Annotated in this window: 12 protein-coding genes; 8 read left to right on the forward strand and 4 right to left on the reverse strand. The window is 67.2% G+C overall.

What is annotated here, in order from left to right:
- Positions 1 to 95: 95 nt before the first annotated feature.
- From KUV65_RS01065 to KUV65_RS01080, 4 genes are all read left to right on the forward strand, one after another.
- Positions 96 to 1,829, forward strand: coding sequence for an OmpA family protein (locus KUV65_RS01065; RefSeq protein WP_222187019.1), 1,734 nt, complete (start codon positions 96 to 98; stop codon positions 1,827 to 1,829).
- 119 nt (positions 1,830 to 1,948) lie between these two features.
- Positions 1,949 to 2,920: an XdhC family protein gene (locus tag KUV65_RS01070; RefSeq protein WP_261331558.1), complete on the forward strand. Its 972-nt coding sequence runs from the start codon at positions 1,949 to 1,951 to the stop codon at positions 2,918 to 2,920.
- Positions 2,917 to 3,927 carry a molybdopterin-binding protein gene (locus KUV65_RS01075; RefSeq protein ID WP_222187020.1) on the forward strand — a complete coding sequence of 337 codons (1,011 nt, stop codon included), beginning with the start codon at positions 2,917 to 2,919 and terminating at the stop codon, positions 3,925 to 3,927. Before KUV65_RS01070 ends, KUV65_RS01075 begins: the two co-directional genes overlap by 4 nt.
- Positions 3,928 to 4,031: 104 nt before the next feature.
- Positions 4,032 to 4,790, forward strand: coding sequence for a dienelactone hydrolase family protein (locus tag KUV65_RS01080; RefSeq protein WP_222187021.1), 759 nt, complete (start codon positions 4,032 to 4,034; stop codon positions 4,788 to 4,790).
- 80 nt (positions 4,791 to 4,870) lie between these two features.
- On the opposite strand, the gene KUV65_RS01085 is transcribed toward KUV65_RS01080, so the two are convergent.
- On the reverse strand, positions 4,871 to 5,410 hold the full coding sequence (locus tag KUV65_RS01085; protein WP_222187022.1) for a GNAT family N-acetyltransferase: 540 nt from the start codon (positions 5,408 to 5,410) through the stop codon (positions 4,871 to 4,873).
- 147 nt (positions 5,411 to 5,557) lie between these two features.
- Here KUV65_RS01085 and KUV65_RS01090 point away from each other — a divergent pair, with 147 nt between their 5' ends.
- The 3 genes from KUV65_RS01090 (at position 5,558) to KUV65_RS01100 (ending at position 9,317) form a co-directional block, all read left to right on the forward strand.
- On the forward strand, positions 5,558 to 6,043 hold the full coding sequence (locus tag KUV65_RS01090; RefSeq protein WP_222187023.1) for a (2Fe-2S)-binding protein: 486 nt from the start codon (positions 5,558 to 5,560) through the stop codon (positions 6,041 to 6,043).
- Positions 6,044 to 6,137: 94 nt separating this feature from the next.
- Complete coding sequence (locus KUV65_RS01095; protein WP_222187024.1) at positions 6,138 to 8,507, forward strand: xanthine dehydrogenase family protein molybdopterin-binding subunit; 2,370 nt, start codon at positions 6,138 to 6,140, stop codon at positions 8,505 to 8,507.
- Positions 8,508 to 8,525: 18 nt separating this feature from the next.
- The gene (locus tag KUV65_RS01100) at positions 8,526 to 9,317 is read left to right on the forward strand and encodes an FAD binding domain-containing protein (RefSeq protein ID WP_222187025.1); all 792 of its coding nucleotides are present in this window, start codon (positions 8,526 to 8,528) and stop codon (positions 9,315 to 9,317) included.
- Positions 9,318 to 9,408: 91 nt separating this feature from the next.
- Here the strand turns inward: KUV65_RS01100 and KUV65_RS01105 are convergent, their stop codons facing one another.
- Positions 9,409 to 10,290, reverse strand: a complete 882-nt coding sequence (locus KUV65_RS01105; protein WP_222187026.1) for a LysR substrate-binding domain-containing protein — start codon at positions 10,288 to 10,290, stop codon at positions 9,409 to 9,411.
- Between the two features lie 93 nt (positions 10,291 to 10,383).
- Here KUV65_RS01105 and glyA point away from each other — a divergent pair, with 93 nt between their 5' ends.
- Positions 10,384 to 11,691 carry a serine hydroxymethyltransferase gene (glyA, locus tag KUV65_RS01110; protein WP_222187027.1) on the forward strand — a complete coding sequence of 436 codons (1,308 nt, stop codon included), beginning with the start codon at positions 10,384 to 10,386 and terminating at the stop codon, positions 11,689 to 11,691.
- 63 nt (positions 11,692 to 11,754) lie between these two features.
- Here the strand turns inward: glyA and KUV65_RS01115 are convergent, their stop codons facing one another.
- Positions 11,755 to 12,069, reverse strand: a complete 315-nt coding sequence (locus KUV65_RS01115) for a hypothetical protein (protein WP_222187028.1) — start codon at positions 12,067 to 12,069, stop codon at positions 11,755 to 11,757.
- Positions 12,070 to 12,210: 141 nt separating this feature from the next.
- On the reverse strand, positions 12,211 to 12,759 hold the full coding sequence (gene infC / locus KUV65_RS01120) for a translation initiation factor IF-3 (RefSeq protein ID WP_374107059.1): 549 nt from the start codon (positions 12,757 to 12,759) through the stop codon (positions 12,211 to 12,213).
- Positions 12,760 to 12,946 lie beyond the last annotated feature (187 nt).

Consider the following 12,946-nt stretch of genomic DNA (forward strand, 5'->3'; position numbering starts at 1 on the left):
TCCGCCAGCCGGGCGCAAGGGGGCAGGGAGCCATGGGAACCCTCCCGTCAAAGATGCGTTGATCCAGCAATCTGAACGAACCGATCGGAGGCCCCATGCGCCGCAATCTGACGACCACCACCGCCCTCGTGGCCAGCCTCGCGCTGGCGCTGCCCGTCCCGTCGCCGCTGGTTGCACAGGACGCAGCCCCCATCGAATGTCCGCCGGGTCTGTCGCCCGAGGAGTGTGCCGCGCAGGCCGAACAGGGCCTGCTGGATGGCGCGGCCGAGGTGCTGGACGACGCGGGCGAGGCCATGGACGAGGGTGCGGAGGCCGTCGGTGAGGCCGTGGACAGCGCAGGTGAAGTGGTCGAGGAGGTTCTGCCAGCCCCCGAGGCCCCGGCGACCGAAGCGGCCCCCGAACCGGCTGCCCCCGAGGCCGATAGCGCCGCCCCCGAAGAAAGCGGGGTGCCGGAACCCCGCCCCACCGAGAGGCCGAACGAACGGGCGGAGCAGCCTGCCGAAGAGATCGTGGACGAGGTCGCCCCCGCGCCGCAGACCGGGGACGCGCCGGTGCGCTCCGCCGAGGAAATGCAAGAGGCGTTGACCGGAGAAGGCGCGGCCGAGCCCGGGAGCGAGCCGGCTGACACCGCTCCTGCCGACGCCGCCGACACCGAACCGGATGCCGAGGGGGCGTCTGAACCCGAGGCGGAGGTGGTCGTTGAGGTCGAAGAGGAAACGCCGGGCCTGCCCGAGACCAACCTCGCCGCCGAAGAGGCCGCCACCGGCGAAGCCGAAGACACCATGGCCGGGGGCGAGGACGCCGAGGTGGTCGAGGAAACGACCGAGACCGTCACCGAGGACACGGCTCGCCGCTCGGACGAGGATTTCACCGAGGCCGAGGCGGGTGCCCCCGCCGGAGACCGGGCTGCCGGGACCGGGCGCAATCGCGACGATGACGAGCCGGGCTTCCTCGAAGGTGCGCTGCTCGGTGCTGCGGGCGCCCTTGTCATAGGTTCGCTTCTCAACGGCAACCGCGAGGTGGTCAGCACCGCGCCGGACCGCGTCGTGGTGCAGGACCCGGACGGCAACCTGCAGGTCTTGCGCGACGATGACGCCATCCTGCGCCAGCCCGGCGCCGAGGTGACGACGCGCAACTATGCCGATGGGTCCAGCCGGACCGAGGTGCTGCAATCCGATGGCTCCACCGTCATCACCATCCGCAATGCCGAGGCGCGCGTCGTCCGCCGCCTTGTCGTGTCGCCCGATGGTCGTGAAACCGTGCTGTTCGACGACACCGTGGCCGTTGCGCCCGTCGATGTCTCGACCCTGCCGGAACCCGACCGGGCCGCAGCCCCGCGCATCGAGCCGGGCAACGAGGATGCCCTGCGCGCCGCGCTGATGCAGCAGGCTGCGATCGACCGTGGCTTTTCGCTGAACCAGGTGCGCCAGATCGAGCGCGTGCGCTATCTCGCGCCCGCGGTGCAGGTCGAGAACATCACCTTCGAAACCGGCTCTGCCGCCATCCAGCCGGGGCAGGCCGAGGCGCTCTTTGACCTCGGGCAACTGATGACCGGCTTGATCGACGAAAACCCCGGCGAGGTCTTCCTGATCGAGGGCCATACCGATGCCGTGGGCAGTGCGGTCAGCAACCTCACGCTGTCCGATCGCCGCGCCGAGTCGGTGGCCCGCGCCCTGACCGAGTATTTCGGCGTGTCGCCGGCGAACATGGTGCTGCAGGGCTATGGCGAAAGCGATCTGCGGATCTCCACGACCGAGGCCGAACGCGCCAACCGCCGCGTGGTCGTGCGCCGCATCACGCCGCTGTTGCAGGTCACGCGCGCCGACTGACCCGCAGCCAAGCGGTCTTGGCAAGTCTGCCCCGGCGCGGTCCCGCGCGCCGGGGTTTGCCTTGTCCACTTGAACGCCGCCCGCGCCCGGCTAGGGTGGGGGCCGGGGAGGTGCGCATCATGGCTCACGATCTGGAAAACATGCCCGAGATCGCGCTCGACTGGCATCGGGCGGGCAAGGGCGCGGTGCTGGCCACCGTGGTCGAGACATGGGGCAGCGCGCCCCGGCCCGTGGGCAGCCAGCTGGTCATTTCCGGCGCGGGCGAGATGGAGGGGTCGGTCTCGGGCGGCTGTGTCGAGGGCGCGGTCGTGGTCGAGGCGATGGACGCGGTCGGGTCAGGTGCCGGTCAGATGCTGGAATTCGGCGTCTCCGACGACCAGGCCTTTGCCGTGGGCCTTGCCTGCGGCGGGCGCATCCGGGTCTGGCTGGAGCCTGTGGGCGGCGCACTTCCCGTAGACCTTCTGAAAGACCTCGTTGCGGCCCGCGCGGCCCGTCGTCCGGTGGCCTACGTGCTGAACACCGAAACCGGTGAGCGCCGTCTCGATCCGGCCGACGCTTGGCCCGACCGGTTCCGCATGGACCGCTCGGGCATGGAAGAGGACGGCCGGACCTTCGTCCATGTCCACAACCCGCCCCTGCGGATGATCGTCGTGGGTGCGGTCCATATCGCGCAGGCGCTGCTGCCCATGGCGCGGATCGCGGGCTACGACCCCGTCCTTGTCGATCCGCGACCCGCCTTCGGGGCCGAGGCGCGCTTTCCCGGCGAAACCATCGTCGAGGATTGGCCCGACGAGGCGCTGGACGCGCTCGGCCTCGACCCGCGCGTGGCCGTCGTGACGCTGACCCATGACCCGAAACTGGACGACCCGGCGATCATGCGCGCGCTGCGCTCGGACATGTTCTACCTCGGCTGCCTCGGCTCCACCCGCACCCATGCCAAGCGCGTGGACCGCTTGAGCGAAGCGGGGTTCTCCGAGGCCGAGATCTCGCGCATCCATGCGCCGGTGGGCCTCGATATCGGGGCGCGCGGCCCGGCCGAGATCGCCGTGTCGATCCTCGCCGAGGTCACGCAACGGCTGCGCAAGGGATGAGGTTCGGCCCGGTGCCACTGGCCGAGGCCGAGGGCGGTATCCTCGCCTACAGCCTGCGCGTAGGCGAGAAGCGGTTCAAGAAAGGGCACCGCTTCTCCGGCGATGATCTGGCGCTGCTGGCCGATGCCGGGATGAGCGAGGTCACCGTGGCGCAACTCGATCCCGGTGATGTGGCCGAAAACGACGCGGCGCTGCGCCTTGCCCGCGCCCTGGTGCCCGACCCCGAGGCGGCGGGCCTGCGCCTTGATCCCGCCTTCACGGGCCGCGTCAATATCCGCGCCACCGGTCCCGGCGTCATCGCGCTGGAGGCCGGGGCGATCCACGCGCTGAACCGGGTCGATCCGATGATCACGCTGGCGACCGTCGCCCCGTGGCAACGCGTGACCGAGGGGATGATGGTCGGCACCGTCAAGATCATCTCCTACGCCGTGCCCGAGAGCGCCTTGACCCGGGCCTGCGCCGCGGGGCAGGGGGCCTTGATCCGCCGCAAGCCGGTCTTGAAGACGGCGGGCCTGATCATCACGCACACCGAGGCCACGCCGCCCAAACCCGACGACAAGGCCATCAAGGCGATTTCCGGGCGGCTGGAGGCCTTGGGCATGTCCCTGGCCGACACAAAGCATGTGGACCACAGCGCCGCCGCGATTGCCGATGCGCTGGCCGGCCTCAGGACGGATCTCGCGCTGATCCTGACGGCCTCGGCCACCTCAGATGTGCGCGACGAGGCCCCGGCGGGGCTGGTTCGCGCAGGCGGCGTGCTGACCCGCTTCGGAATGCCGGTCGATCCCGGCAACCTGCTGTTTCTCGGGTCGCTGGGGGAGGTGCCCGTGATCGGCCTGCCGGGATGCGCCCGCTCGCCTGCGCTGAACGGGGCGGATTGGGTGCTGGAGCGGATCGCCTGCGGTGTGCCGGTCTCCGCCGAGGATATCGCCGGCATGGGCGTTGGCGGATTGCTCAAGGAAATCCCCACCCGCCCGCAGCCGCGCGACGGGCCACGCCGGGCCTGAGCCGCGCGTTGCCGCACAGGGCCCGCGCATTCGCGAACTGGAAACGGCGCGATCCGTGCTATTTTCCAACCTGCGAACGGACACACTCCAAGGGAGAGACCCACATGCCCAAGCGCCTTCTTGCCACCGCCCTGATCGCGGCGGCTCTGCCCTCGCTCGCCACGGCCGAGATCGTGGGCGAACACGTGACCTACACGGTCGGCGACATGGAATTCGAAGGATACCTGGCACGCAACACCGCGCTGGAGGAAACGCGCGGCACGGTCCTGATCGTCCATGACTGGGACGGCATGACCGACTACGAGGAGCGCCGCGCCGAGATGCTGGCCGAGGCTGGCTACACCGCCTTTGCCATCGACGTCTACGGCGCCGAGACAGACCCGCAGAGCACGGACGAGTATCGTGCGCTGTCCGGCGCGCTTTATGGCGACCGGGAGACCTTCCGCGAGCGCCTGATGGGCTCGATCATGGCGGCCGAGGGCCTTGAGGGGGTCGGCGACGACATGGTTCTCATGGGGTATTGTTTCGGTGGCGCGGCGGTTCTGGAGGCCGCTCGTGCGGGGGCCGACCTCGACGGGTTCGTCAGCTTCCATGGCGGTCTGCCCACGCCGGAGGGTCAGGACTATTCCTCGGCCAATGGTGCACCGATCATGTTCTTCCACGGCTCTGCCGATCCGGTTTCGGGCCCCGGCGACCTGGCGGCTGTTATGGCGGAGTTGAACGAGGCGGGCGTGCCCCATGACGCGCAGATCTTCGGCGGCGCGCGCCATTCCTTCACCGTCTATGGCTCGCGCGATTACGATCTCGAGGCCGATCAAGGCAGCTGGACCGGCCTGTTGGAGTTCCTTGACGAGACCCTGTGACAGCGTTGATAGGACAGGGTACGGGGCGGCCTTCGGGCCGCCCTTTTTTGTCCCGCGGAACCTTTCGCCCAGGCGGCGGTCTACCAGTAGACCGGGTTATCCAACGCAGCCACGCAGGCCGACCCGCCGACGAGCGGGGCCAAGGGGGCCCCGTCCAGCGATTGCGCGATCCAGCCATGGGGATGCGAGAGTGGCAGGGGGGCGGCGACCTCCTCGACCGTGACGGGCTGAAACCCGACCTTTCCATAAAAGGCCGGATCGCCATAGGTGACGGCGACATCCACCCCGCGACCGTGCAGATCGTTCAGCGCATAACGGATGAGGGCCTGGCCCACCCCGTTTCCCTGCCACGCCGTCTCCACCGCCATCGGCGACAGCAGGAACACGGTGCGTGGGTCCTGCGCGAAGGCCAGCCGGCTGAACAGGACGGCGCCGATCAGCGCGCCCTCTTCCCACGCGGCAAAGGGGACAAGGTCGGGTTCGGGTGTGCGCGTCAGCATCTGGCGCACCAGCGTGCCGATCAGCGCGCCTTCCTCTTCGCCCTCGGAATCGGTGAAAACCCGCGAAAACAACGCGATGATCTCGGGTTCCTGTCCTGCAACGTCCTGTGTGATCTGCATCAGCGCGCCTCCCGTTGGTCAAGCGGTAGCACCGCCCGGTCGTGCAGATCAACGCGAACGAACCGTTGCGTCGGTCACGAAAATTTTCCGTTTGCAGACGCCCTGTTCCGTGCTTGGATACCGCGCAATAACCAAGGGAGGATTTGAATGACCCAGGTAACGATGACCGTGAACGGGAAAACCGTTTCCGGCGACGTCGAAGGCCGCACGCTGCTGGCCGAGTTCCTGCGCGAGGGGCTCAAGATGACCGGCACCCATATCGGCTGCGACACCAGCCAATGCGGCGCCTGCGTGGTGCATATGAACGGCGAGGCGGTCAAAAGCTGCTCGGTGCTGGCCCTCGATGCCGAGGGCGCAGAGGTCAAGACGATCGAGGGAATGGCGAACCCCGATGGCTCGCTCTCGACGATCCAGCAGGCGTTCCAGGATCATCACGGGCTGCAATGCGGCTTCTGCACGCCGGGCATGGTGATGTCGGCGGCGGCGCTGCTCAAGGACAACCCCAAGCCGACCGAGCGCGAGATCCGGGAGTATCTCGAAGGCAATATCTGCCGCTGCACGGGCTACCACAATATCGTCAAGGCGATCATGGCGGCCTCGGGGCAGGACGTCGGCGCCATCGCCGCGGAATAACCGCGACCGCGGGGGCAGGAGGAGGCCCCCTTTCCCGACGGCCCCTATGGTGGCGGGCCGCGGATCAGCGATCTGATTTACAGGGAGGACGACCATGCCGAAGGATCATGGCATCGGCGCCAGCAGCAAGCGGCGCGAGGACCTGCGCTTTCTGACCGGGCGCGGCCGCTATACCGACGACATCAACCTCATGGGCCAAGCCTATGTGCATTTCCTGCGCTCGGATATGGCGCATGGCAAGATCAACGGGATCGACACCAGCGAGGCCGAGAAGATGCCGGGTGTGATCCGCATCTTCACCGGCAAGGATTTCGAGGGCGTGGGCGGTCTGCCCTGCGGGTGGCAGGTCACGGACCGGCACGGCAACCCGATGCAGGAGCCGCCGCACCCGATCCTGGCCCAGGGCAAGGTACGCCACGTGGGCGACCCGATCTGCGCCGTGGTGGCCGAGAGCGCCGCGCAGGCGCGCTCTGCTGCCGAGGCGATCATGCTGGATATCGAGGAACTGCCCGCCGTCATCGACATGAAGGCCGCGGTGCAGGATGGCGCGCCCAAGGTGCATGACGAGTTGGACAGCAACCTCTGTTACGACTGGGGCTTCGTCGAGGAAAACAAGGACGCGGTGAACAAGGCCTTCGAGGAGGCCGCGCATGTCACCACGCTCGAACTGGTGAACCAGCGCCTCGCCCCCAACGCGATGGAGCCGCGCGTCGCCGTGGGCGACTATGCGCCCGGCACGGACGAATCCACGCTCTACACCACCTCGCAGAACCCGCATGTGATCCGCCTGCTGATGGGCGCCTTCGTGCTGGGCATCCCCGAACACAAGCTGCGCGTCGTGGCCCCCGATGTGGGCGGCGGCTTCGGCTCCAAGATCTTCCACTATGCCGAGGAAGCCTTCTGCACCTTTGCCGCCAAGGCGATCCAGCGCCCGGTGAAATGGACGGCCAGCCGGTCCGAGGCCTTCATCTCGGACGCGCAGGGCCGCGACCATGTCACCAAGATCGAACTGGCGCTGGACGCGGACAACAACTTCACCGCGCTGCGGACCGAGACCTATGCGAACATGGGCGCCTACCTGTCCACCTTCGCGCCCTCGGTGCCGACCTGGCTGCACGGCACGCTGATGGCGGGCAACTACAAGACGCCGCTGATCTACGTGAACGTGAAGGCGGTCTTCACCAACACTGTGCCCGTCGATGCCTATCGCGGCGCGGGCCGGCCCGAGGCGACCTTCCAGCTTGAGCGCGTGATCGACAAGGCTGCGCGCGAGTTGGGCGTCGACCCGGTGGAGTTGCGCCGCCAGAACTTCGTGACCGAGTTCCCCTACGCGACGCCGGTCGCCGTGGAATACGACACCGGCGACTACCACGCGACGATGGACAAGCTGTTGGAGATGATCGACCGCGACGGGTTCGAGGCCCGCGCGGCAGAGTCCAAGGCGCGCGGCAAGCTGCGCGGCCTCGGCATCAACTCTTACATCGAGGCCTGCGGCATCGCCCCCTCGGCCCTTGTCGGCCAGTTGGGCGCACGCGCCGGTCTCTATGAGTCGGCCACCGTGCGGGTGAATGCCACCGGCGGTCTGGTCGTGATGACCGGCAGCCACAGCCACGGGCAGGGGCACGAGACCTCCTTCGCCCAGGTCGTGGCCGACATGATCGGCATCGACGAAGGCATGGTCGAGATCGTCCATGGCGACACCGCCAACACGCCGATGGGCATGGGCACCTATGGCTCGCGTTCCTTGGCTGTCGGCGGGTCCGCGATGGTCCGGGCGACCGAGAAGATCATCGCCAAGGCGAAAAAGATCGCCGCCCACCTGATGGAGGCCGCCGAGGGCGATATCGAGTTGAAGGACGGCGAGTTCACCGTCGCGGGCACCGACAAGTCGGTCGCCTGGGGCGATGTCACGCTGGCGGCTTACGTCCCCCACAACTACCCGTTGGAGGAGCTGGAGCCGGGGCTGGAGGAAACCGCCTTCTACGATCCCAACAACTTCACCTATCCGGCGGGCGCCTATGCCTGCGAGGTCGAGGTTGATCCCGACACCGGCAAGGTCGAGATCCTGTCCTTCGCCGCGGCCGACGATTTCGGCAATATCGTCAACCCGATGATCGTGGATGGACAGGTTCACGGCGGCCTCGCGCAAGGCATCGGGCAGGCGCTGCTCGAAAACTGCGCCTATGACGAGGACGGGCAGCTTCTGTCGGCAAGCTACATGGACTATGCCATGCCGCGCGCCGACGACGTGCCGTTCTACGCCGTGGACCATTCCTGCCAGACGCCCTGCACCCACAACCCGCTTGGGGTGAAGGGCTGTGGCGAGGCCGGGGCCATCGGCTCACCGCCCGCCGTGGTCAACGCCGTGGTGGACGCGCTGCATCGGGGTGGACATTCCCACGTGATGCATATCGACATGCCGCTGACGCCCCATCGCGTCTGGCAGGCCATGCACCAGGCCTGAGGAAAAGGAGAGAGGCTTATGTATAATTTCGAATTTTCCAAGCCCGGCACCATCGACGAGGCCGTCGCGGCCCTCGGTGCCGACGAGGCTCAGGCGTTGGGGGGCGGGCAAACCCTGCTGCCCACCATGAAACAGCGCCTCGCCGCGCCGGAGGTTCTGGTCAGCCTGACGGGGATCGACCAGATGAAGGGCATCTGCCTGTCGGATGCGGGCGAGGTTTGTATCGGCGGGGCCACCACCCACGCCACCGTCGCGGCCGAGGCCGCGGCACATTACCCGGCCCTTGCGGCGCTTGCAGGGCGCATTGGCGACCCGGCGGTGCGCAACCGGGGCACGATCGGCGGCAGCCTTGCCAATAACGACCCGTCGGCCTGTTACCCGGCGGCGGCGTTGGGGTCGGGGGCCACGATCATCACCAATACGCGCGAGATCGCGGCGGACGACTATTTCCAAGGGATGTTCGCCACAGCCCTCGACGAGGGCGAGATCATCACCGAGGTACGCTTCCCGGTGCCCGAGGCTGCGAATTACCAGAAATTCGTGCAGCCGGCCTCGCGCTTTGCGCTGGTGGGTGTCTTCGTCGCGAAATACGCCGACGGGGTGCGCGTCGCGGTGACGGGGGCCTCGTCCGACGGGGTGTTCCGCTGGACCGAGGCCGAAGAGGTGCTGAACGGCTCCTTCACCAAGGACGCCATCGATGCGCTGTCTCCGCCCTCGGGCGACATGATCGCGGACCTGCACGGCTCGGCCGAGTATCGCGCCCATCTGGTCAAGGTGATGACAGGCCGCGCGGTCGCCGCCGCGTCCTGAACCTGCCCTTGCGACCATCACTCCGCCTCCGCCTGACACGGGCGGGGGCGTTTTCATGTCTTGTCGTTTGTCCGTTCGCGCCCGTCTTGGATCAATCGCTCAGAAGCGTGATGACGCGGTCCGTCTCGGGCCGCCTGCGGGCGCTGCGCGGGGCCTGCACGACCAGAGCGCGCCCGGTCCGGCATGACCGCCCATGCGCCTTGACGAGGGCGCCGCTGGCCAGGGCATCCTCCAGCAGGCAGAGATGGCCTATCAACAGCCCGGCGCCGGCCTTCGCCTCCTCCACCGCAAGGCTGTAGAGCGAAAACCGCGCGCCCTTCTGGTCATCGCCAAGCGGGACGCCCGCCTCCTGCGACCAGAGGTGCCAATCCTCCTGCCATGTCTGGTCATGCAGCAACGGAAGGTGACTGAACTCCAACGGCTTGCCAGCGCGCGCCAGAAGGTCCGGGGCGCAGACCGGCACGATCTCGTCGGGGCAAATCACGCGTTGCCCCGGCGACTCGTCCGGTGTGGCGAAGAAAATCGACAGGTCGAACAACTCTCGCGACAGGCTGGGCGGGGTTTCCATCGCCGTCACCGAAAAGCTGATCTCGGGGAACTGCGCCCGGATCCGGCTGAGCCGCCGGGGCAACCAGAGTTGGGCAACCGAGGGCAGGGCGGCGATGTGGAAATCGGCATTCGGCTTGAGATTGCGCAGGGCGCGGGTGGCATCGGCCAAGCGGTCGAACGCCACGGTGAAATCTGCGGCCAGCGCCCGCCCGGCGGATGTCAGCGCGACCCCCTGGGCATTGCGCCGAAACAGCGGCGTGCCCGCCCAATCCTCCAAGGTCTTGATATGTTGGGAAATCGCGCCGGCCGTGACGTTCAGCTCCTCGGCCGCGGCGGCGAAACTGACATGGCGCGCCGCCGCCTCGAACGCCCGCATGGCATTCAGGGGCGGGCCTTTGGGTCGCTTGGGGGATACGCTCATCATGCAGCCTTAGTTTTTCTAGCCCGAGAATTAGCAAATCTGCTTTGCGCCGTCACGCGGGCCGCGCCAGATTGGCCCCAAACAGGAGGCCTGCAGATGACGCTTGCTCAGAGAGATTGGGTACCCAGCCCCAGCGAAACCCTCGTTCAGAAGATCGCGGGCGAAACATCCACCACCCCGTCGGCAGAGGTCCTTGCCCGGATCGAGGCGCTGGCCGAGGAAAACCGCCGCATCCACGAGAAAGAGTGTTTCAACCTCAACCCCGCGACCAACGTGATGAACCCCAAGGCCGAGGCGCTTTTGTCCTCGGGCATCGGCTCGCGCCCGTCATTGGGCTATCCCGGCGACAAGTACGAGATGGGGCTTGAGGCCATCGAGGAGATCGAGGTCATCGCGGCCGAACTCTGCGCCGAGGTGTTCGACGCGCAATTTGCCGAGGTGCGGGTGCCCTCGGGCGCGATTGCCAACCTCTACGGCTTCATGGCGACCTGCAAACCGGGCGATACGATCATCGCGCCCCCGGCCTCGATTGGCGGGCATGTCACGCATCAACTGGCGGGCTGCGCGGGGCTGTTCGGCTTGCGCACGGTCGAAGCGCCGGTCAACGCCGATGGCTACACCGTCGATCTGGAGGGCCTGCGCGCGCTGGCATTGGCCGAGCGTCCCAAGCTGATCACCATCGGCGGTAGCCTCAACCTGTTCGAGCATCCCGTCGCCGAGGTCCGCGCAATTGCCGACGAGGTCGGCGCCAGGCTGATGTTCGACGCCGCCCATCAATGCGGGATCATTGCGGGCCGCGCGTGGTCCAACCCGTTGAAACAGGGCGCACATTTCATGACGATGAGCACCTACAAAAGCCTCGGTGGCCCGGCGGGCGGCTTGATCGTGTCCAACGATGCCGAGATCGCCAAGGCGCTCGACACCATCGCCTTCCCCGGCATGACTGCGAATTTCGACGCGGCGAAAACCGCCGCGCTGGCGGTGACCATGCTGGACTGGCGCGATTTCGGCGCAGCCTATGCCGCCGAGATGATCGCGATGTCCCAGGCGCTGGCCGCGGCGCTGGACGCCAAGGGCGTTCCCGTCTTCAAGGGCGACGAGGGGTTCACGAAGTCACACCAGTTCGCGGTACTGGCCGCGCCCTATGGCGGCGGGCAGGCGGCGTCGAAAAAGCTGCGCAAGGCGGGGTTCCTGGCCTGCGGCATCGGCCTGCCGGAGGACCCGGTCGAGGGGGACATGAACGGCCTTCGGATCGGTACGCCCGAACTCGTCCGCTGGGGTATGACCGCCAGTGATGCGGATCGCCTTGCCGACCTCATCGCGCGCGGCCTGGCCGGAGAGGCGATCCTGCCCGAGGTTTCGGATTGGCGCCAATCCTTCGACCGGGTTCACTTCGTGCACTGAATCAAGGGCGTATGGCGATTGGCCGGCCCACGCCGAGAACCCCGCGCGCAAGACAGCGCGGGGTCAATCCAATGCTCTGTCGCCAAAACGCGGATGGTAAGGTGGCCGGCTTTGTCGGGCGGAAGGCGGTGGCCACTGCAAGCCATCCTCGGTCATGAGCTCCGAAAGATCGGCTTCGAAGCCGATCGTCAGCCCGCCATCGGTCGTCGTGCTGAAAAGGACGGTCGCCTCAACACTGGTGAGCAGCTGCGCGCCACCCTCGTACGCGCTTCCGCCGACAAGGCCCATTTCGGCGGTGCCGGACAACTGGATGCCGTCGGCCCCGGCTGGTGCGCCAAGGCAGAGGCAGATCAGAACGGGCAGGGCGGCGGATTTCATGCCAAGGCCTCCGGAATGCGATGTGCGAAGCTTATCCTGTTTTCCATCGCGGCACCACTCACCTCCGCGTCAAATCGATGAAACGCAAAAGGCGCGCCGGTGCGGGCGCGCCTTGTTCGACGGTCGGCCGAGTCCAGCCGATTACTTGGACGGCCCGATCATCATGACCATCTGGCGGCCTTCCATCTTGGGCATGTTCTCGACCTTGCCGAGCCCCTCGACATCCGCCGCGACCCGCTCCAGCAATTCGCGCCCGAGGTTCTGGTGCGCCATCTCGCGACCGCGGAAGCGCAGGGTCACCTTGACCTTGTCGCCCGCCTCCAGGAAGCGGGTCACGTTGCGCATCTTGACCTCGTAGTCATGGGTGTCCGTGTTGGGACGGAACTTCACCTCTTTGACCTCGATGGTCTTCTGCTTCTTGCGCGCTTCGCTTTCACGCTTCTGCTGTTCATATTTGAACTTGCCGAAATCCATGATCTTGCACACGGGCGGCGTGGCGTTCGGAGAGATCTCGACAAGGTCGAGGCCGGCCTCTGCGGCCAGATCCATCGCCTGTTCCGGCGTCACGACGCCGATGTTCTCACCCTCTGCGCCGATCAGGCGCAATTCGGGGGCACGGATCTTCTCATTCACGCGCGGGCCGGTGTCACGGGTGGGCGGCGCGTTATGGGGTCTGCGGGCTATGGTTATCGTCCTTCTGTAACCTTGGTTCGAGGCCGGTAAAGTATCCTTCAAACCCCCTATGTTCAAGGCGAATTGCTAGGCGCTGGCGTGGAAAGCCGACAGCGGGGCCTTGCCGGTGTGCGCGCCTTCGCGGTTGCAGCATTGCGGACGTGCAGGGCGGCATGTAAGCCTCTGCCATCGTATCGCAGTACCC

This window comes from Maritalea mobilis, assembly GCF_019800885.1.
Lineage (GTDB): Bacteria > Pseudomonadota > Alphaproteobacteria > Rhodobacterales > Rhodobacteraceae > Roseibacterium > Roseibacterium beibuensis.